Origin of the sequence: Prodigiosinella aquatilis, assembly GCA_030388725.1 — a bacterium.
In the GTDB taxonomy this organism is placed as follows: Bacteria; Pseudomonadota; Gammaproteobacteria; order Enterobacterales; family Enterobacteriaceae; genus Prodigiosinella; species Prodigiosinella aquatilis.
In genome coordinates this window covers 2,851,667-2,872,106 of the sequence record CP128857.1, presented here as the reverse complement: position 1 = coordinate 2,872,106, position 20,440 = coordinate 2,851,667, and the positions used below count along the sequence as shown (strand labels likewise).

The window sequence follows — 20,440 nt, the reverse complement described above, 5'->3', positions numbered from 1 at the left end:
TGAAAAAAAGGCAAAAAGCAGATGCCTTTCGACATCTGCTTTTTTAAATTTGGCTCCTCTGACTGGACTCGAACCAGTGACATACGGATTAACAGTCCGCCGTTCTACCGACTGAACTACAGAGGAATTGTGTGACCGGGGCGCATCTTATCCGGCCATCCCTAATGCTGTCAACGCTAAAATCACGATTGCTGGCTGACTGCTTAGCCTCTGTACAATTCAGTAGGGGAGTGGACACCGATAAAAGCCAGGAAGGTATGGTGGGGGAACGCGGTTAGCGTTGTAGCCGGGCCAATGGTGTCTGGCGGTAGAAGGCACAGAAATCCTGATATACATCAGGGAAACGCTCATACAATAGCTCAGGAGCGCTGAAAAAATACTCTGATAATACAGCGAAACACTCCGCCGGATTAGTAGCCGCATAAGGATCCATACTGGCCGCGTCTTCCCCCACCAATTCTATCTCTTCTTCCAGGGCTGTCATCACAGCATGAATATGGTGTTCCCAGGGAGCGACGTCACGCAACGGTATGGCGGGAACCCCATTGCTCATTCCACCGTTGCGGATGTCCAGTTTGTGGGCCACTTCGTGGATGATCAGGTTAAAACCTGACAAATCAAAAGAGTCCTGCACCTCCAGCCAGTTTAATACAATCGGACCTTGTTCCCGGCTTTGTCCTGACTGTACTAATGGGCCTGCGTGTATCAATCCGATATCATCCTGCCATTCATCCTGCACAACAAAAGGGGCAGGGTGGATTAACACTTCATGAAAACCATCCAACCAGTCAATCCCCAATTCCATGATCGGTAGCACGAAAAGCAGGGCAATCCGTTGTTCTATCAGCTCTGTAAGCGTCAGCCCTTGTAATGGCACCAGCCGTTTTTGCCGCAAAAACTGTCTGGCGAGCGTCACCAGCTTCTGTTGTTCCGTATCATTTAACGGTGTCAGCAGAGGAATAGAGAGTGCCGGTTGCCACTGCTGGAGTGTTTCCGGATCGGGTTGATGTGTTTTCCATTGCCACTTAATCATGGTATTGCTCGTTAACTCATCACTTGAATTTAAAGGCGTGGGGTAGGTCTGTTAAAATGCCACAAAAACGTGCATGATAAGCACCACTTACACGGAGAGGTGCCGGAGCGGCTGAACGGGACGGTCTCGAAAACCGTTGAGGGAGTAATCCCTCCGAGGGTTCAAATCCCTCCCTCTCCGCCAGTATTCAATCAGTTACCCCAATCTTTTTCAGTGACCAAAATCCCGTTGAGAAAATCTGCTAAGAGTATATTGCCTTGGATCAAGCTCCGACGCTATGATTTGATATTGCATTTTTCTATTTAGTGTTGGGCTTATTCTGGCTTTGCGGCCATAAACAAGAACCTGTGAGCTGGTTTCTGTACCAGTGGCAGGCGCTCAGGTTCGTTACATACTATGACTATTTGATGCTCTTCGACAGTCAGTTTATTTGTCGGCGCTGGATGTACTGCTATGGGTTGACGGTTTTCAGCCGTGATTTTTTGTTGCGAATGACAAAAATCATGTTAATAAAATCATCTCGTGATAATTAATGTCATTATTCAAAACTAAATAAGCATCCCAGTTAGTGTGTTTATTAGTTGATTTTTACAAATAATTTTTTAATCATTCAAGGAGATGCTATTTAAAAAATGAGAGCGGCTCATTACGCTGATTAATTTTATCTCCGGTTAAAAAGTCTTTTCAATAATGAAAGTATTCGCTTTCGAGTTGGATTAATTTTATATTTTAATTCATTTTTTATTTGTATCGTTTGATTGAATGCATTTCTTGCGTGTTCAACATCACGAGTGAGACGTTTAATTAGCTCATCTCTTTGATTATTCGGTGATATAGTGTCATATCTTGTTGTGGAAGACATATGAAATCAAGCTCTACAATCGCACCATGCTCATAATCTGCATGCTTCGTTCTTGGTAGATGAGACTACCCTTCTTCTGCCATTACCACTTGATTTCGGCCCTGATCTTTTGCCTGGTAGAGCGCGATGTCTGCACGGTTAAGCAGCATATCCAGATTTTCTCCCGTTTGGAGCTCGGCTACACCACAGCTGACAGTGAAGTGTAATGCATGTTTTTTGACTAAAACTGTCGAGATATCAACTGCACGACGCAGTGTCTCCGCTCGTTGCAGTGCATTTTCCTTACTACAACCATCAAGCAGAATAACGAACTCTTCCCCTCCCCAGCGGCAGGCTTTATCGGTACTTCGTATGGTTCTCTGAATCAGTCTGGTGAGATGTTGCAATGCCCGATCACCAATACCGTGCCCGTAGCGATCATTTATCTGTTTGAAGTAATCGATGTCGATAAGAATAATCGATATCGACTTACGGTGTGTGAAGCGTAGTGCCCGCAATCGCCTGAAGAACTCTTCGAATGTCTGCCGGTTCATCAGCCCTGTCAGTTTGTCTGTTGTCGCCATTGTCTCTAGACGACGCTGATAATTACCGATGGTTAGCCACATCAGTAGCAAGAACAGTGCACTGACGAAAATGCTGATAAACAAGTTTTTGAGCAGCATGATCCATAACTGATGTTCATGGCGATAGCTACTTTGTTCTACCATCAACCGCCAGCCGAATTCAGGGATGAATCGAGTATTAAGAAAAATATTTTCATTATCACGGCGATATTGATAGCTGCCGCCTGGCATAGTTAGTATCGCGGTTGCAATCCGTTTAATGCCAGGTTGTTGATGGATATTCGCTGCTCGATGGTAATTTCCGCCATGTAGCATGACTTCACCATCATCATTAATAAAATAGATAGTCCGGCTATAACGTTGCTCATATTTTTCAATCAGTATCTTCAGGCTTACTACAGACAAACCGATACCGGCCACACCAATGAAATTCCCCTGATAATCTAATACTTTATGATTGATAAAAATATCCAGATGGTCACGGACTTCCGGGTCATACCCAATATCTATACTGTAAGGTATGTTCTCGGGGAGCTGTTTAGTGTCGAAGAACCATTGGTCTTCTTCATCCGGTTTAGAGACCATTTTAAATACTTGGTGAGGATCATAATAAAGTTTAGTTTTGTCAGAAGCGAAAAAAGAGAGAAAGGTAGAAAAACGATGATCAATTTCCTTGAGATAGCGAATCATCGCCTGCGAGTCGGATTCATTATTAAGTACCCAGTCTTTGAGAAAAGTATCATGGGCCATCAACGAGGAAATGAAAATTGGTCGTAACAAGTCCCGTTGAATTTCAGAGTAAACATTGTCACTGGTTAACGGTAGCGAATTTTCTTCTATTTCTTCAAATACGGAATGACTGGCAACTTCGTAGCTGCTCCAACTGATAATTAAAAAGGCGATTAATAGCATGATGGCGAACAAACCGATGGCTCGTTTTTTATTCAACCAATTAAGGTCGGGAATTACATCATGCTGCAAAACAACATCCCCTATACGTTACCTATGATAGAAAAATGACGAATATAAAACCATTAAAAATACCTACCTTACTGCAGTTAAGCAATAGAACCACAAAATATCAATACTGAACACCATATTTAAGGTATGTATGATGTTATCTGTGCATTGGTTCACGGTGATTCATATTGAAAATTCAATGTTACCGAACGGTCTTCAGATAATGATGTATTATGTTGTGATTGATAAAAGTGTTAAATACGATGGGATTAAAGGCAGATAGATTAACAGGCAAAAAACAAATCAAAATAGTATTGAACAAAAATGCCTGGTAAATAACCCAGGCATAGGGAAATGAGTGATATTTGACAGACAAAACAGAACTGGATATCAACTATTCAGGCGTTGAGCAATTTCAGCAACTCGTGCACCGTATAATTTTGCCGTATCCAGATCGCCAGTCGGAATAGCATCAGCACCAGCATCGGAAGGTGACTGGATTAGCGCGCCGACTGACCCGCCCAGATTATTGATATCGTTACGGGTAGCGGCCTGCGTATTGGCAGGTAATAGCCCTAAGCTGACCCAAATTCCGCCGTGCTGAGACGCCAGCGTCTGGAGATAAATCATACAGACTTGTTTATCGCCATTCAGGCTGGCGCTATTAACAAACCCGCCAAATACCTTGTCTTTCCAGCCACTTTGAGACCAGACTTTAGAAGAGGCATCGGCGAATTTTTTGAACTGCCAGGGTACAGAGCCCATATAGGCTGGCGAACCGAAAATAATACCATCCGCATTGTTCAGCGTTTGCCAGTCATCTTCAGTAATATCACCATTGTTATCAATAGCTATCAGTGTCGCTTCAGCGCTTTCTGCCACTATTTCTGCAATAAGTTTAGTGTGGCCATAGCCAGAGAAATAAATTACTGCGATTTTACTCATATATATTTCCTTATTTTTCATCAGAGTAAATCAGATGCTTCAGTCTTGATAGGCAAGTACAGCGAAGCTCTGATGAGGATATTGAAATAGTATCTTTTAATTACTGACTAAACAATAAGTTACCTTTCAGTTCGCAGGTTACCCAGTGGTAACTTGTTACAGAACAACCTGAATGACGGACAAGATAACTGTTGGGAACACCGTTGGCTTACCCAGCCCGCGAAAACGTTATTATTTAAACACGCGGAAGCGTTGTTCATCCGGCATAAAGGTTTTTTCACCAGCAGGTTGTACGATAGAACCGAACGGCATTTGCGAGCGGAGTTTCCAACTGTCTGGCAGGCCCCACTCATTTTTTACATCGTCATCAATGAGCGGATTGTAATGTTGCAGTGATGCGCCAATGTTTGCCTGTGCCAGTGCACTCCAGACAGAGAACTGAGCGATACCCGTCGAATGTTCAGACCATACTGGAAAATTATCAGCATAAAGTGCGAACTTTTCCTGCAAGTCTTTCACCACCTGGCAATCTTCATAAAAAAGTACCGTACCTGCTCCGGCGGCAAAAGAAGCCAGTTTTTGCTTTGTTGCGTCAAAAGCATCGGCTGGAACGATCTTTTTCAACTGCTGCCCGGTGATGTCCCACAGTTTTTTGTGTTGCTCCCCAAGCAGAATGACGACACGGGAACTTTGAGAATTGAAGGCAGAAGGGCTGAGCTTTACTGCCTCGGTAATAATATGAGTAACCTGATCTTCCGATATTGGTAGCACACTGTTTATGGCATAGATGGAGCGCCGTGCCTTGATCGTTTCTAAAAATGCATTATTCATTGTTAACTCCTCTTTTACAGGGTTACTGATGCGCTAGCACTTCTGCACCGATAGTAACCAAATTCAATGAGCCGGTATTGGATTTCCCTATGGAAAGGCATAACGCTAGTGGAGCCGAATATACCCTGGCGGTACTTGCCGTTTCCTGAGATGCTCCAGAAAATGGGATAAATAATCAGAATAATGGTACTGGACGGCCATCATCATTGACGGCAACAAAATTGAACTGTCCGGATATAACCTTAGTTCGTTCTTCGGTATACATCTGTTCAAGAAATACGGCAACGTCTACCGTCAGGCTGGTTCTGCCCACCCGGCTGACCTGACCGATAAGCTCAATGATAGTGCCTGAAGGGATCGGCGTATTGAAATTAATCTTCTCCGTCGATACGGTCACCAGTGGTTTATGGCAAAATCGTGTGGCGGTGATAAACGAGATTTCGTCCATCCATGATAACGCAGTGCCGCCAAACAGCGTGGAATGATGGTTAATATTAGTGGGGAAAACGACCTTTGCCACACGAGTAATCGCGTTCTGAATTCTTTCGTCAATGGTTAGTGTTGGGTTCATGGTGCTGACAACCTGATAGATCGATAGGCTATTATCTTACACCAATAGTTCCCGGAGCGGCGGCTCAGCTATATTATGCTGAGCCGCCGTCGGTATCAGGAATGACAAACGTCACAATCAGGGTTTTTCGGCAGTTTCATTTCACGGAATTGCAGGGTCATGGCATCGAAAATCAGTAGTCGCCCAGACAATACCTGTCCATAGTGAGTTAGTAGTTTGATGGTCTCCATAGCCTGCAGGGAACCTATCGTGCCGACCAGTGGTGCCATCACTCCGGCTTCCACGCATGTTAGCGCTTGTTCACCAAATAATCGGCTCAGACAGTGGTAGCAGGGTTCGTCTGGCTGATAGGTAAATACGCTGACTTGACCCTCCATACGAATGGCCGCGCCGGAAACCAGCGGCTTCTTTAACAAGAAACCGATGCGGTTCAGGCGATCACGAATCGAGACGTTATCCGTGCAATCGAGCATGACATCGTGTTGCCCGGCCAGTGCCTGCAATGGCTCATCGTCAAGATTGTCGTTCACCGCGTCTACTGTCAGATGGGGATTTATTTCCATCAATGCGATACGGGCAGATTCTACTTTCGGCATGCCAATACGCTCGTCACGATGCAATATCTGCCGCTGTAAATTAGAGAGTGATACGGTATCGAAATCTAACAGCGTCAAGTGGCCCACACCTGCAGACGCCAGATATTGCGCGGCGCTACAACCCAGGCCGCCAAGGCCGACAATCAGTACGCGTGAGGCTTTCAGCTTTTCTTGTGCGTCGAAATCGAACCCACGCAAGACTATCTGACGGTTATAGCGCAGTGTTTCGGCATCAGTAAGTTCCGGTAGCATTATGCTTTTCCCAGTAGCGCGTTAAAGGGTTCAATATCCACCCATTCTCCGGCCGCAATATTACTGCGTTCGGCTTCCAGCACGATAAAACAATTACCCAGACTGAAAGAGCTGAATACGTGCGAGCCTTGATGTCCGGTGCTGCGTACTTCTAGTTCGCCCTGTGCATTGCGGCTGAAAATGCCACGCTGAAAATCGAGGCGCCCTGGAGATTTCTTCAGCGCGCTAACCGTTTTGACTCGAATTCGTGGCGGCAACTGCCAGTGTGTATGGCCGGAAAGCCGTGCCAGCAGCGGTTGAACCAGTTGATAAAACGTGACCACCGCCGACACCGGATTTCCCGGCAGGCCACAGAACCAGGCCTGTGACAGTTTACCGAAAGCGAACGGTTTGCCGGGTTTGATTGCCAGTTTCCAGAAGTGAATATTACCCAGCTCATCCAGGATCTGTTTGGTGTAATCCGCTTCGCCCACGGACACACCACCGCTGCTGATAACCAGATCAGCCGCATGATCCGCTTCTTGAAACGCCTGGCTCAGTGCGCGGGGATCATCGCGGATAATGCCCAGATCAATGATGTCATAACCTAGTTGCTCCAGCATCAGGCGCACGGCAAAGCGGTTAGTGTCGTAAATCTGCCCATCCTGTAATGGCTGACCAACTGGCTGTAACTCATCTCCGGTTGAAAACACCGCCACTCGCAAACGACGATAAACATTGACCTGTGCAATACCTAATGAGGCCAGTAGTGGTAGCTCAGCTGTGCCGAGCCGGATACCGGCAGGTAACACCTGGGCATTTTTATGAATATCTTCACCGGGCAGTCGAATATTCTGCCCACGTTTGATCTCCCGGGTAATACGCACACCCGCATCATCGCTTTCGGTATGTTCCTGCATCACTACGGCTTCGGTGCCATCAGGTAGCGGGGCGCCGGTCATGATGCGGATACAGGTCCCTGTTGGCCATTCACCCTGAAATGGTGCGCCAGCGAAAGCTTTGCCAGCGACCGGCAAAGGTTGATGGGACAGATCGCTGCACCTTATGGCATAACCATCCATCGCTGAATTGGCGAATGACGGGACGTCAAACGGCGAGGTAACAGGATGGGATGTTATTCTGCCTGATGCCGTGTGGAGTGAAACGGTTTCGGTACCCGTGATCGGATCAACCTGTGCTAGCATTTTTTCCAATGCCTGTTGCAAAGAGAGTAAACCGGGTTTTGATGTGTTCATGGGGGCTCCGTGATCAAGTGTGTCTCGCCGGGATGAACGGGCGAAAACAAATTGCATATGCAACCATTATGTCAGAGATCGATGATAGGGAGAACGCTGCTCATTCATGGAATCAAGGTGTAGTGATTATTGTATGGCGTCATGTTTTACCCGATACGACATCGGCCATTATGGTCTGTTTTTCAATGTGCATAGGGATGTCGATCAGTCCGTCATTTATTGGTCTGAGCGCACTAGTCGTGACGCCGGAATGGGGAGCGATGCTAAATGAAGCCCGAGCCGACATGGTTATTGCCCCTCATATGGCGGTTTCCCCCAGTCTGGCGTTATACCTCGCAGTGTCGGCGTTTAATCTGCCGGGTGAGGGTTTGCATGATGCACGAGATTCGGAATTGAAGAATTCGCGTGTATTTCATGTTGATGAAAGTTGATGAAAGAGCGGGCGCAGCCAGATGCTGCGCCCGTATATCAGGGACAATCAGAAAGAGGTCCGCTTGTAAGTGCGGTACTGAGGTCGCCAGAAGTTGTGGGTAATCGCTTTTATCAGGGCATCTTCAGAGGTTAGCACAGCAACCCCTTGCTGCTGAGCGGCTTTACCTACTTCCTGCGCAATGTATTTTGATACGTCCTGAATATTGGCAAGATCCGGCAATAACGAGCCTTCGCCGTGGTTGGCCAGCGGTGAGCAGTCAGCCAGTGCCCGGCTGGCGGCCATCAGCATTCCATCGGTGATGCGGGTAGCGCCGGAAGCCAGTACGCCAAGGCCAATGCCTGGGAAGATATAAGAGTTGTTGCACTGATCTATCTGATACACCTTGTCTTTATAGGTTACCGGTGTAAACGGGCTACCGGTTGCGACCAACGCGGCACCATCAGTCCAGTTAATAATGTCTTCCGGACGGGCTTCCACGCGGGACGTCGGGTTGGACAGCGGCATCACGATGGGGCGCGGGCAGTGGCGATGCATTTCACGGATGATCTCTTCCGAAAACAACCCAGGCTGACCGGATACGCCAATCATGATGCTGGGTTTGGCATTACGTACCACTTCCAGCAACGAGATAGCGTCGCTGCTGACATCCCAATGAGCCAGGGCACTGCTTTTTTGTACCAGCTTGCTCTGGAAATCGAGCAGATTAGGTAGCTTATCTGTCAGCAGGCCGAAGCGGTCAACCATGAAGACTCGACTGCGTGCTTCTTCGTCGCTTAGCCCTTCAGCTTTCATCTGGGCAATAATCTGTTCGGCAATACCACAACCGGCGGAGCCGGCACCGAGGAAGGTCACCGTCTGATCACGCAACTGGCTGCCTGCGGCACGACTGGCGGCAATCAGGCTTCCCAGCGTAACGGCTGCTGTACCCTGAATGTCATCGTTGAAGCTACAGATCTCGTCACGATAACGGTTCAGCAGTGGTGTGGCGTTGTTTTGGGCGAAATCTTCAAACTGCAACAGAACGTCCGGCCAGCGGTTTTTTACTGCCTGAATGAAATCATCCACGAATGCATAGTATTCATCACCGGTAATCCGTGGGTGACGCCATCCCATATAAAGCGGATCGTTCAGACGCTGTGGGTTATTGGTGCCAGCATCCAGTACCACTGGCAGCGTGTAGGCTGGGCTAATGCCACCACAGGCGGTGTACAGTGACAATTTTCCGATGGGAATACCCATGCCGCCGATACCCTGATCACCCAGACCGAGAATGCGTTCACCGTCGGTCACGACAATGACTTTGACATTCTGTTTGGTGGCGTTTTGCAGCATATCGTTGATATGTGCACGATTGGGATAGGAGATGAATAATCCACGGGCCCGGCGATAGATATCGGAGAAGTGTTCACAGGCTTCGCCTACTGTCGGGGTGTAGATGATGGGCATCATCTCGCTTAGGTGATTTTCCAACAGGCGATAGAACAGCGTTTCGTTTGTATCCTGAATATTGCGCAGATAAACGTGTTTCTCAATATCATTGGTGAATTCCTGATATTGACGCCAGGCACGTTCCGCCTGTTCTTCTATGGTTTCAACTGCTTCTGGCAACAGACCATTCAGGTTGAATTGAGCGCGTTCTTCTTCGGTAAAGGCACTGCCTTTATTCAGCAGCGGGAATTCAAGCAGAATGGGACCAGCATAAGGGATGTAGAGGGAGCGTTTACTTTCGTGTTCTAATTCCATGACTTTTAACTCTTTGAGTAACAGAAATGTATACGGTGGCAAGATGTTAGCGGGGATCTTAAGGTACCCGGAGAATATGTACAGAAAATGTTAATTAAAATAATTACAGATAGGTTGCATCCAGCAGCAAAGCGAAGAGGTTACAATTCACGCCTCTACTAATGAGATATCAATTAATTAGCTGTTGTCGTATATCAGAACAACCCAGCGTGGAGAGTATGGAATGGGTTATTGACCATTGGCTCAGTAACGAATTTTTACGTTCTACCAGTACAGCACGTTTGATGTCGGTAAGTGCTTCACCCGATAGGTTCATCATATTCAGTGCAGTTTGTAATGGCGGTAGACTAGGGTTAAACGCCGCGTTTTCTGCATAACTTCCGGCATAAACCGTACCAGTTATACTCTCCAGCGCCACACCGCTGAATGCTTGGCTGTAAGGGGCATGGCTACGGTTGGCCGCTACTAGCGCCGCCACTGTCAGCGGATCGGTTTCGGCCAACGTCAGTCCGTGATCTACCGTATCCATCAACAGTGTGCTAATGGAGAGATCCTGTGGACCAAAAGCGTCTGGCAGATAATGGCTCAAGGGCGCTGTCTGTCGGTTGGGTAAACAGATTTTCAGCGCTGGCGCACTATTCAACTCGGCCATAAACTGCCGGCAGTGGCCACAAGGCGTGTAGTTGACCATGAGTGCACGTAACTTGCTTTCGTTACGCATCCAGGCATGTGTAACGGCGCTTTGTTCCGCGTGCATGGTTTGCTGTAGAGGCATGGTGGCCAGCTCGATGTTGGCACCGAAATACAAGTTACCGCTGCTACCCTGTGCAATCGCTCCAACATGAAAAGCGGAAATCGGTGTCAGGGCACAGGCTGCGGCCAGAGGAAGCAATGATAAAGTCAGTGTCTCTGCATCCATCCCGCAATCCGCGCAGATGCGGTTTACTTCTTTGGCGCTCAAACAAGCGGCGAAATGATCGTTGTCCAAAATGGGTTTAAGCGCAGATTGAAGAGACAAGGGCAATTGCGCAAAAGCGGAATGAAAACGAGGTTGCATTATTATTCACCTTATCTAGTGATCCTATGACGGCGTGGTGGCAGGATGCGATTATTATCACTTTAATAATAATATCAGCGAAAAATTATTAACGAATAGAGTATGGATATCAACTTACTGATAGGCAAGGATGTAAAGATGATTGCCCTCTCACAATCTTAATGACCGTGAGGGGCAGATTCAAGAACGAAGACTTAACTGAACAGGTGCAATAACACAGGAAACAGAAAAGGTGCGATCAGCGAAGTAATAATGCCGCAAATGACCAGCGCCAATGAGCTGAAGGCCCCTTCCTGGAAGTCAACTTCCGCACAACGAGCAGTGCCCAGCGCATGGGAAGCCGTTCCCATCGCCAGACCGCGTGAAGCTTTGGTGGTGATTTTCAGGCGGTTAAACAAACTGTGGCCTAACACGGCACCAAGAATACCAACAAAGATAACGCATACCGCGCTGATGGCAGGTATACCGCCAATCGCGCTGGAAACCGCCATGGCGATCGGCGTAGTGACCGATTTTGGCATGACCGAAGCGGCGATTTCTGGCGAGGCGCCCATCCATAGTGCGACCACTGTGCCGGAAACCATAGCCGTTACGCTGCCGATGAAACACACGCTGATGATGGATTTCCACCGGGCGCGAATCTGGTGCAACTGTTCATATAAAGGAAACGCCAGTGCGACTACGGCGGGTTGCAGTAGACTGTTGAGTATTTGACTGCCCTTGAAATAGTGCTCATAAGGGATTTTTAACACCAGCAGAATAGGGATAATCACCGCCATTGCTACCAGCAAAGGGTTGAGCAATGGCATTTTTACTACGGTTGCCAGCTTGCGGGCCGCAAAAAAAACCAGCAGGGTTAACGGTAGTGACCACCATAAATACGCCAACATTACTTTTTCCCCTTATCGGTGCTGGTGATGCGCTCGCGTTGCATGATCTGTGTGCTGTAACCTACCACGACCATGATAATCAGAGTGCTCACCAGGCAGGAAACAATGATCGGACCGAACTGGCTGACCAGCAGCGAATAATAATTCATGACGCCTACGCCGATAGGAACAAACAGTAGCGCCATATAACGGATAAAGAGGTTACAACCGGGTTTGACCCAGTTGGCGGGTAAAATTTGCGAAGCCAGCAAGGCGAAGAGGATGAGCATACCGATAATACTGCCGGGGATGGTAAGCGGAAGTAACGCTGATATCGCATTGCCTGCCAATAAACACAGGTAAATCAGTGCGAAAGCGCGTAAATACTGCCAGCACACGTTGAACGTATTACGCATGAGAAATTCCTGATGAACTGAAGGTGTAATGATAACGCTAAAGTTATTAGCGTGCTACAGTTCACAAATTTAGAATTTAAAGAAAATGCCAATCAGTGAAGGCTGACTGGCATAGATAGTAGATGTTTTCTTGTCAAACGGGGAAAGGCGGTTGAGTGTCGGTTTCCAATTTTTAATGTTCCAGACCAAACCCGAATGGAAACAAGGCATTTTTACTGTCGTAGGGCAGATCAGCATGTTGTTTACGTACTGCGCTCATGGACGAGGGTAGCTCGAAAGGCAGTTTTCCGGTAAAGGCATTAGTGGAGGTGAGCTTGCTGAGTAGTACATCGTCACTGACACCAAAGTTGGCGATAATCGCCTGGGTTTTATTCACTATATTGCTGAGAATCGCTGGGCGATCCAGATACACCGTCACCACTGTCGGTACTTTGGCGCTGACGCTGGCAATGACTCGATAATCCGGATTATTAGCGTTGAATGCCAGAGAACCTTCGTGATGTTTAGCTCCAAAGTAGTAATTTTGGTGTGGTTGCTCGTAGGGTGCCTGAGTACGGATCAGCGCGATTTCAGCGTTCTCCGGTTCGGCTACCACCATGAACCCGGCGTTCTGTGCGGCCTGTTTTTCTACGCCATAGAGCCATATTTTCTGACCTTTATGCAATGGCAGCAGATGGTGGTTCTGCAATAACACCAACGAACGAGCCTGAGCGTTATCGGCTTGCTGTTGCCATTCGGGGTTTCCAACAATCTGATTTGCCTGCTGCGCATTGACGTAAGGCCGTTCGAACAAGCCGGTCTGGAATTTCTGTTTCAATATTCGGACTACTGACTCATCCAGACGGGAGGCTGTCAGTTTCCCGTTCTGAACGGCTCGAATCAATACCGTGGAGTCGGTTACGCCGCCAAACTGATCAATACCCGCCTTGACTGCCTGAATAAATCGTTGATCGACCGTCATATGTTCAACACCCCAAGGCATGCCGCGGGGTACTGGTTTTTCACCGGGTTTGAAACCGTTGATGCAGTCAGCTTTGCAATCTTGGGTAATCAGCCAGTCGCTGAGGATGACGCCGTTGAAACCATATTGGCCGCGAAGCAGATCCGTCAGCAGGAATCGATTGAAGCCCGCGCCCAACGGTGCAATTTTTTTCCCTCGCCAAGTGGCGTGTTTAAGAATCGAATAGGTGGGCATGACACCGGCGACATGCGCCTCGAATGCGCCGGTAAAAGGTTCGATGTGCTGTTGCAGATTATTCTTGCTGAATACGGCGTATTTGCCATAAGCGTTATGACTGTCCCAGCCGTCTTGTGCCGCGCCATAACCGACCCAATGTTTGACAATAGAGATAACACTCTGATCATTCAGTCCATTTTCGCCATTTTGCATACCGGTAATATAGCCACGTACCATCTTTTTGGTTAGCGCGGGATCTTCACCAAACGTACCATTGATTCTTGGCCAGCGTGGCTCTGTCGCTAAATCTGCCTGTGGTGACAAGGCCTCGGTGATTCCTACGGCGCGATATTCCTGACGAATAATATCCGCATAGTGGCGGGCCAGTGTTTCATCACCAATAGCGGCAATGCCCAATGTTTCCGGCCATTTGCTAAATTTTCCGGAAGCGACGGTCGCGCCAGTCAGATACTGAAATGAATTACGGGGGTCGGTACTGATAGTAATGGGTATCCCCAGCCGGGTATTTTCGGCAATTTGTTGCAGCTGGTTGTTCTCTTCCGCCATCTGTGCCGGTTTTTCACCTGACAATCTGGTGATAAAACTATTGACGTGTTTTCCCACGATCATCTCTTTTGCCGCCACAAAATCGTAAGTGGTTCCCGCGCCGGTCACACTGCCTGCGGTAGGTGCAGAACCATGCATCATCACTCCGGCTTTTTCTGCCAATGTCATGCGTGACACCAGATCGGCAGTACGCTGTGCGGCGGAGAGGCGCCAGTCTTCATAGGGGTTAAGCTTGCCATCACGGTTGAGATCCTTAAATTGCAAGCCATCGACAGTGATGAGCTTTATTTCTCGGAACTCCAGTGTGGTTTGTTGTCCGGCCAATACCAATGGAGAAAATAGTAAAGAGAGAATGGTAATGAATGGAAACGATAATGGGATAGCATACCGAATATGATAATTGGTCATATTTTGGGTATAGAGTTTATAAAAAGGATAATGACCAGGATAAAGTTTTACGCTCTGAAAACGTCAGTGCTTATCACCATTGCAACGTTAATTTTGTTATTTCCGCACTCATCGGGATAAAGACTAAACTGCTTTTTTAACCATCAATAACGATATTGAGTTCCGTTATTGATGGCTTTGTCGTCGCGGAAGTAACGCGCTATTGATGTGTCTGCGGGAATAACGTCGTATCGTATAGTGCTTCCCGGATGGCATCGGTCAGTTGTTGCAACTGTGCTGGCTGGATAATAAACGGCGGCATCAGATAGATGAGTTTGCCAAATGGTCGAATCCAGACACCTTTTCCCACAAAAAAACGCTGTAACCGCGCCATATCGACCGGATGCCGGGTTTCTACTACGCCAATCGCCCCCAGTACCCGGATATCCGCTACCGGCGGAGCTTCAGCCAACGGCAACAAAGCCTGACGCAATTGTTGTTCGATACTCTTGACCTGCGCCGACCACTGTCCTGACGCCAGTAGCGTCAGACTGGCATTGGCCGCAGCACAGGCCAGTGGATTGGCCATGAACGTCGGGCCATGCATGAAGCAACCGGCTTCGCCATTGCTGATAGTTTCTGCAATGTGGCGAGTGGTCAGCGTGGCCGACAGCGTCATGTAGCCACCGGTCAGCGCTTTGCCCAGACACAGGATATCCGGTGTAATGCCCGCATGTTCACAGGCAAATAGCTTACCGGTACGACCAAAACCGGTGGCAATTTCGTCGGCGATCAGTGGAATGGCATAGTGATCGCACAGCGCACGTACCCGTTGCAGATAGGTCGGATGGTAGAATCGCATCCCGCCTGCGCCTTGCACGATGGGTTCGAGGATCACGGCCGCCATCTCATCGGCATGCTGCTCTAACAGCGTCTGGAACGGCTGGATGTCCGCTTCTTGCCATAGATCGTCAAAGCGGCATTGGGGCGCGCTGGCAAACAGATGTTGTGGCAGATAGCCTTGATATAGGCTGTGCATGGAGTTGTCTGGATCGCATACCGACATGGCGCCAAAAGTATCGCCGTGATAGCCGTGGCGTAAGGTCAGAAAACGTTGCCGTGACAATCCCTGGGCCTGCCAGTATTGCAGTGCCATTTTCATTGCCACTTCCACTGCGACTGAACCGGAATCTGCCAGAAAAACACACTCCAGCGCAGCCGGAGTCATCGCCACCAGTTTGCGACATAACGTAATGGCGGGCGCATGGGTGATACCACCGAACATGACATGTGACATCTGCGTCAGTTGTTGTTGCAGCGCCAGATTGATGTGCGGATGGTTATAACCATGAATGGCAGCCCACCAGGATGACATGCCATCGACCAGGCGTTCTCCATTTTCCAACTGTATTTCAACCCCATGAGCCGAGGTGATCGGATAACAAGGGAGCGGGTGGGTCATTGACGTATAAGGGTGCCAGATATGGCGTTGGTCAAAGTTGAGATCGTCGGGTGTTATCATTGGCGTCAACCAAATCATGATCAATTTGGTTGACAGTATAACCCCATTAATTACACTGACTACACCTTTTTCACCCGGAGTAGTCATGATGACGAAAAGCATTCGCTGGACACTGAAGCAAGCGCAAGCGCTGTTTAATAAGCCTTTTTTGGAATTAATGTTCGAAGCACAACAGATACATCGTCAGCACTTTGATCCCCGACAGGTGCAGGTCAGTACACTGCTTTCCATCAAGACTGGTGCCTGTCCGGAGGATTGTAAATACTGTCCGCAGAGTTCCCGCTACCATACCGGTATCGAAACGGAACGCCTGATGCAGGTAGAGCAGGTGATGGAATCCGCCCGGCAGGCGAAAGCAACGGGTTCAACCCGTTTTTGCATGGGGGCTGCCTGGAAGAATCCACATGAACGCGACATGCCTTATCTGGAGGAGATGGTGAGAGGCGTAAAAGACCTGGGCATGGAAACCTGCATGACGCTGGGAACGCTGAGTGCTGATCAGGCGCTGCGTCTGGCTTCGGCTGGACTTGACTTTTACAACCACAATCTGGATACCTCGCCGGAATTCTACAGCAATATCATTACTACGCGGACGTATCAGGAACGGTTGGAGACGCTGGAGAAAGTCCGGGATGCCGGCATCAAAGTCTGTTCCGGTGGTATCGTCGGGCTGGGAGAAACGGTGCGTGATCGCGCCGGACTGCTGGTACAGCTGGCAAATCTGCCGACACCACCGGAAAGTGTGCCGATCAACATGCTGGTGAAAGTAAAAGGCACACCGTTGGCGGAAAACGACGACGTTGAACCGTTTGATTTCATCCGCACCATTGCCGTGGCCCGTATCATGATGCCGACATCTTATGTGCGCTTATCCGCTGGCCGTGAGCAGATGAATGAACAAACCCAGGCCATGTGTTTTATGGCGGGCGCCAACTCCATTTTCTATGGGTGTAAATTGCTGACCACGCCGAATCCGAAGGAAGACAAGGATCTGGCCCTGTTTCGTAAGCTTGGGCTTAACCCGCAACAGACCAGTACCGATTACGGTGATAATCAGCAGCAACAGCGCCTGACGGAACAGCTGCTGCATGCAGACAGTGATCAGTACTATAACGCGGCGGTGTAAATGAGCTGGCAACAACGTATCGACGGCGGGCTGGCGCAACGGCGGCAGCAAGAGGCTTATCGGGTTCGGCTGGCGAATAATGGCGGTGGTGGCCGTTGGCTGGAGTACGACGCGAGACGCTATCTTAACTATTCCAGCAATGATTACCTGGGGTTGGGCGCGCATCCGGCTATTGTACGGGCGTGGCAACAGGGCGCTGAACGCTATGGCGTGGGCAGCGGCGGCTCTGGTCATGTAACGGGATATACCCACGCACATGCGACACTGGAGCAACAACTGGCCGACTGGCTCGGCTATCCGCGGGCGTTACTGTTTATTTCCGGTTATGCCGCCAATCAGGCGGTGGTCGCCGCGTTGATGGAGCCGGGCGATCGTATTCTGGCTGACAAGCTCAGTCATGCTTCACTGCTTGAAGCCGCCACTCACTCTCCGGCGACGCTGCGCCGTTTTCATCACAATCAGGCTGACTCGTTACAATCATTACTGAGCAAACCTGCCGGTGGGCAGACGCTGGCGGTGACGGAAGGCGTGTTCAGTATGGATGGCGATTCTGCCCCGTTGGCTGCGTTACATCAGCATTGTCGTGAACATGCGGCCTTGCTGATGGTGGATGATGCCCACGGTATTGGCGTGATAGGTGAACAAGGCCGAGGAAGTTGCTGGCAGCAGGGCGTTAAGCCGGAATTATTGGTGGTTACGTTTGGCAAGGCGGTAGGTGTCAGCGGTGCGGCGGTATTGTGCAGTGAACCGTTGGCCGAGTATTTCCTGCAATTTGCTCGCCATCTGATTTACAGCACGTCTATGCCGCCTGCGCAGGCCTGTGCGCTGAGTGCGGCTCTGCAGGTAGTACAGGAAAGCGATGATCGGCGTGTCAGGTTGAACGCCAATATCCGACGTTTTCGTGAAGGTGCGCGGTCATTGTCATTTCGTATGCTGGATTCTTCCAGTGCCATCCAGCCACTGATTATCGGTGATAACGGCCGGACGCTGGCGGTGTCCCAACGGTTACGAGCGCAGGGCATGTGGGTCAGCGCGATACGGCCACCCACGGTGCCGCCAGGTTCGGCTCGGCTGCGCATTACCCTTACTGCGACACATCAACCAGACGACATTGACCAACTGCTGGAGGTGTTACATGCGGCTGGCTGAACCCCATGATAAACAGGCGATCGCCCGGGCATTCGGCCGGGCGGCCAGTCGTTATGACCGTTTCTCTGCCTTACAGCGCGAGAGTGGCGAAAAGCTGATGGCGTTAATTGCTGATCATCCCGGTATTGATGTTCTGGATGCCGGCTGTGGTACTGGTTATTTCAGCGCACGTTGGCAACAGCGGGGAAAAGCGGTCACAGCACTCGATTTATCTGAAGAAATGCTGCGGTACGCACAGCAGCAGCGGGTAGCGACGCATTATCTGCCAGGAGACATTGAGTGTCTGCCCTTACCGGATGCGAGTGTGGATATCTGTTTCAGTAATCTGGTGGTGCAGTGGTGTGATGATCTATCCCTGGCGCTGGCAGAACTGTACCGGGTGACTCGTCCCGGTGGTGTGATTGCCTTTTCCACTCTGATCACCGGGACACTGGCAGAGCTGGATTCAGCCTGGCAACAGTTGGATGGTTCCCGGCATATCAACCGCTTTTTGGCTTATGAGACCGTTGTGGCTGCCTGTCAATGTTACCGTCATCAGGTCTTTTCCGACCCGGCTATTTGCTATTTCCCGGACGTGATCAGTGTGATGAAGTCGCTGAAAGGCGTAGGTGCGACCTGGCTTCATCAGGGCAGGAACGCCGGATTACTGGGGCGTTCACGATTCAATGCGCTGGCTGCGATTTATCCGCGTCAGGATGAGGGCTATCCCCTCACGTATCAACGATTGTTTGGAGTGATTTATCGTGATTAAACGCTGGTTTGTTACCGGAACAGATACGGACATCGGTAAGACCATCGCCAGTAGCGCACTGTTACAGGCGGCCCATCGGGCCGGATACCGCACTGCGGGCTATAAGCCTGTGGCCTCGGGCTGTGAGATGACGCCGCAAGGATGGCGGAACAGTGACGCATTATTGTTGCAGGCAAATAGCAGTGTGGAATTGAGCTATGAAGCGGTCAATCCGTTGGCGTTTATCGCGCCAACGTCACCGCATATTGTCAGTGTCATGGAGCAGCGGCCGATTGTGTTTGATAGCTTAAGCCACGGGCTGCAAAGGTTATCCACACAGGCGGACTGGATAGTCGTTGAAGGGGCTGGTGGCTGGTTTACACCGTTATCCGAGCAACAGACTTTTGCTGATTGGGTGTATCAGGAACAACTGCCGGTGATTCTGGTTGTGGGGGTCAAACTGGGTTGTATCAACCACGCCATGCTGACGGCCCGTGCCATTCAACAGGTCGGACTCACGTTCAGTGGTTGGATTGCCAATGTGGTGGCACCACCAGGGCAGTATCACACCGAGTATCTGACAACACTACAACAATGTTTGCCTGCACCGATGTTGGGGGAGATACCGCATTTACCGTATCCCTCACAGCAGGAGCTCGGTCATTACTTAAATATAGCTTTACTGTCTGTCTGATAATGCGTTTCCCTAAGTGACTGCTTTTGCTTCTGACTGACAATATTGATAGACAGAATCATCTTGAAAATGTGGTCTTATCCATTTGAAGCAGCAAAATGGCTTCTTTTTTGTCAGAGGTGATTATCACTTTTGCATATAATAGGTAACAGTTGCGTAACCAGAATTTTATTCAAAAAATCCATATTGTCGGACCAGTAAGAAGCGCCTGTTATGGCGCTAGTGTAGGAAGGATGCGCACTTGTGGGAGTTATCCACTATTTCTGTGGATAACTGTGTGTATTAGGATTAGAAAAGCCATGCCAACCAAGAGCTGGCGCGGCTCTTGCTCCGGTTGTCGTTATTCTCTGCTTTTTTATAAAGATATTAAAAATCAATTGATTATCTAAAATCAAGCACCTTGTTCAAGGTTGACAACCGGTTGCATAAATTAGTAGCACCGGTAATAACAGTTAAGTTGAGAAAAATGATTTCTGGGGATAAATGCGCTATTTTTCTGGATACCAACCTCACTCTGTGCTAGCTATGCTAAGAGATATGTCGACTCCCCGTTATCTGAGACAGACACTGATTAGCGTTTTCTAACTGTTTACGGTATATCTCCGGAGGGAGGTTATTCAAACTTTCATATCTGAATCAGCCAGTTTCAGCGCTTCATTACGGCATTTGGGCGATGCAGTTTCCGTGGCTTCTTGTTGATTGCTATGGGCTGTCCTGCCAGC

17 protein-coding genes, 2 tRNA genes and 1 pseudogene are annotated in these 20,440 nt (G+C 49.1%); 6 read left to right on the top strand and 14 right to left on the bottom strand.

Annotation, left to right across the window (positions count from 1 at the left end; genetic code table 11):
• Positions 1-50 precede the first annotated feature (50 nt).
• Together PCO85_13320 and mtfA are read right to left on the bottom strand one after the other, a co-directional pair.
• Positions 51-126 (bottom strand) — tRNA-Asn (locus tag PCO85_13320).
• Positions 127-274: 148 nt separating this feature from the next.
• Positions 275-1,033, bottom strand: coding sequence for a DgsA anti-repressor MtfA (mtfA, locus tag PCO85_13315; GenBank protein ID WJV52225.1), 759 nt, complete (start codon positions 1,031-1,033; stop codon positions 275-277).
• Between the two features lie 93 nt (positions 1,034-1,126).
• Between mtfA and PCO85_13310 the strand changes: the two genes are divergently transcribed.
• A tRNA-Ser gene (locus PCO85_13310) sits at positions 1,127-1,216 on the top strand.
• Between the two features lie 744 nt (positions 1,217-1,960).
• Here PCO85_13310 and PCO85_13305 read toward each other — a convergent pair.
• The 6 genes from PCO85_13305 to moeA all read right to left on the bottom strand — a co-directional run bounded on the left by PCO85_13305 (position 1,961) and on the right by moeA (position 7,848).
• The gene (locus PCO85_13305; protein ID WJV52224.1) at positions 1,961-3,439 is read right to left on the bottom strand and encodes a sensor domain-containing diguanylate cyclase; all 1,479 of its coding nucleotides are present in this window, start codon (positions 3,437-3,439) and stop codon (positions 1,961-1,963) included.
• A gap of 369 nt (positions 3,440-3,808) precedes the next feature.
• A complete protein-coding gene (locus PCO85_13300) occupies positions 3,809-4,363 on the bottom strand; it encodes a flavodoxin family protein (GenBank protein WJV52223.1) in 555 nt (184 codons plus the stop codon).
• Positions 4,364-4,594: 231 nt separating this feature from the next.
• Positions 4,595-5,194 (bottom strand): nitroreductase family protein, encoded by a 600-nt coding sequence (locus PCO85_13295; protein WJV52222.1) that lies wholly within the window; start codon positions 5,192-5,194, stop codon positions 4,595-4,597.
• A gap of 175 nt (positions 5,195-5,369) precedes the next feature.
• The gene (locus tag PCO85_13290) at positions 5,370-5,765 is read right to left on the bottom strand and encodes an acyl-CoA thioesterase (protein WJV52221.1); all 396 of its coding nucleotides are present in this window, start codon (positions 5,763-5,765) and stop codon (positions 5,370-5,372) included.
• Positions 5,766-5,860: 95 nt separating this feature from the next.
• Entirely contained in the window at positions 5,861-6,613 is a 753-nt protein-coding gene (gene moeB, locus PCO85_13285; GenBank protein ID WJV52220.1) for a molybdopterin-synthase adenylyltransferase MoeB, read from the bottom strand.
• Positions 6,613-7,848, bottom strand: a complete 1,236-nt coding sequence (moeA, locus tag PCO85_13280) for a molybdopterin molybdotransferase MoeA (protein WJV52219.1) — start codon at positions 7,846-7,848, stop codon at positions 6,613-6,615. Before moeA ends, moeB begins: the two co-directional genes overlap by 1 nt.
• Before the next feature lie 128 nt (positions 7,849-7,976).
• Between moeA and PCO85_13275 the strand changes: the two are divergent.
• Positions 7,977-8,279: pseudogene (locus PCO85_13275) on the top strand (glutathione ABC transporter permease GsiD).
• 47 nt (positions 8,280-8,326) lie between these two features.
• Here the strand turns inward: PCO85_13275 and PCO85_13270 are convergent.
• From PCO85_13270 to bioA, 6 genes are all read right to left on the bottom strand, one after another.
• On the bottom strand, positions 8,327-10,024 hold the full coding sequence (locus tag PCO85_13270; protein ID WJV52218.1) for an NAD-dependent malic enzyme: 1,698 nt from the start codon (positions 10,022-10,024) through the stop codon (positions 8,327-8,329).
• 169 nt (positions 10,025-10,193) lie between these two features.
• Positions 10,194-11,081 carry a cytidine deaminase gene (gene cdd, locus PCO85_13265; GenBank protein ID WJV52217.1) on the bottom strand — a complete coding sequence of 296 codons (888 nt, stop codon included), beginning with the start codon at positions 11,079-11,081 and terminating at the stop codon, positions 10,194-10,196.
• 194 nt (positions 11,082-11,275) lie between these two features.
• Entirely contained in the window at positions 11,276-11,971 is a 696-nt protein-coding gene (locus PCO85_13260; GenBank protein ID WJV52216.1) for a CidB/LrgB family autolysis modulator, read from the bottom strand.
• Positions 11,971-12,366: a CidA/LrgA family protein gene (locus PCO85_13255; GenBank protein ID WJV52215.1), complete on the bottom strand. Its 396-nt coding sequence runs from the start codon at positions 12,364-12,366 to the stop codon at positions 11,971-11,973. The genes PCO85_13260 and PCO85_13255 overlap by 1 nt, the downstream gene beginning before the upstream one ends.
• Before the next feature lie 172 nt (positions 12,367-12,538).
• The gene (locus PCO85_13250) at positions 12,539-14,518 is read right to left on the bottom strand and encodes a glycoside hydrolase family 3 N-terminal domain-containing protein (GenBank protein WJV52214.1); all 1,980 of its coding nucleotides are present in this window, start codon (positions 14,516-14,518) and stop codon (positions 12,539-12,541) included.
• A gap of 199 nt (positions 14,519-14,717) precedes the next feature.
• Entirely contained in the window at positions 14,718-16,016 is a 1,299-nt protein-coding gene (gene bioA, locus PCO85_13245; protein WJV56085.1) for an adenosylmethionine--8-amino-7-oxononanoate transaminase, read from the bottom strand.
• A gap of 91 nt (positions 16,017-16,107) precedes the next feature.
• On the opposite strand from bioA, the gene bioB reads away from it, so the two are divergent.
• From bioB to bioD, 4 genes are read left to right on the top strand one after another with little or no spacing between them, the layout of a single operon-like run.
• The gene (bioB, locus tag PCO85_13240; GenBank protein ID WJV56084.1) at positions 16,108-17,145 is read left to right on the top strand and encodes a biotin synthase BioB; all 1,038 of its coding nucleotides are present in this window, start codon (positions 16,108-16,110) and stop codon (positions 17,143-17,145) included.
• The gene (gene bioF, locus PCO85_13235; protein WJV52213.1) at positions 17,146-18,294 is read left to right on the top strand and encodes an 8-amino-7-oxononanoate synthase; all 1,149 of its coding nucleotides are present in this window, start codon (positions 17,146-17,148) and stop codon (positions 18,292-18,294) included.
• Positions 18,281-19,045 (top strand): malonyl-ACP O-methyltransferase BioC, encoded by a 765-nt coding sequence (gene bioC / locus PCO85_13230; protein ID WJV52212.1) that lies wholly within the window; start codon positions 18,281-18,283, stop codon positions 19,043-19,045. Before bioF ends, bioC begins: the two co-directional genes overlap by 14 nt.
• Positions 19,038-19,718 (top strand): dethiobiotin synthase, encoded by a 681-nt coding sequence (gene bioD, locus PCO85_13225; GenBank protein WJV52211.1) that lies wholly within the window; start codon positions 19,038-19,040, stop codon positions 19,716-19,718. The genes bioC and bioD overlap by 8 nt, the downstream gene beginning before the upstream one ends.
• Positions 19,719-20,440: the final 722 nt, after the last annotated feature.

Coding starts and splice junctions, on each gene's coding strand:
- PCO85_13260 (WJV52216.1), bottom strand. CDS start 11,971: ATGTTGGCGTATTTATGGTGGTCACTACCGTTAACCCTGCTGGTTTTT.
- PCO85_13290 (WJV52221.1), bottom strand. CDS start 5,765: ATGAACCCAACACTAACCATTGACGAAAGAATTCAGAACGCGATTACT.
- PCO85_13250 (WJV52214.1), bottom strand. CDS start 14,518: ATGACCAATTATCATATTCGGTATGCTATCCCATTATCGTTTCCATTC.
- PCO85_13270 (WJV52218.1), bottom strand. CDS start 10,024: ATGGAATTAGAACACGAAAGTAAACGCTCCCTCTACATCCCTTATGCT.
- moeB (WJV52220.1), bottom strand. CDS start 6,613: ATGCTACCGGAACTTACTGATGCCGAAACACTGCGCTATAACCGTCAG.
- cdd (WJV52217.1), bottom strand. CDS start 11,081: ATGCAACCTCGTTTTCATTCCGCTTTTGCGCAATTGCCCTTGTCTCTT.
- PCO85_13295 (WJV52222.1), bottom strand. CDS start 5,194: ATGAATAATGCATTTTTAGAAACGATCAAGGCACGGCGCTCCATCTAT.
- moeA (WJV52219.1), bottom strand. CDS start 7,848: ATGAACACATCAAAACCCGGTTTACTCTCTTTGCAACAGGCATTGGAA.
- PCO85_13255 (WJV52215.1), bottom strand. CDS start 12,366: ATGCGTAATACGTTCAACGTGTGCTGGCAGTATTTACGCGCTTTCGCA.
- PCO85_13300 (WJV52223.1), bottom strand. CDS start 4,363: ATGAGTAAAATCGCAGTAATTTATTTCTCTGGCTATGGCCACACTAAA.
- bioB (WJV56084.1), top strand. CDS start 16,108: ATGACGAAAAGCATTCGCTGGACACTGAAGCAAGCGCAAGCGCTGTTT.
- bioF (WJV52213.1), top strand. CDS start 17,146: ATGAGCTGGCAACAACGTATCGACGGCGGGCTGGCGCAACGGCGGCAG.
- mtfA (WJV52225.1), bottom strand. CDS start 1,033: ATGATTAAGTGGCAATGGAAAACACATCAACCCGATCCGGAAACACTC.
- bioC (WJV52212.1), top strand. CDS start 18,281: ATGCGGCTGGCTGAACCCCATGATAAACAGGCGATCGCCCGGGCATTC.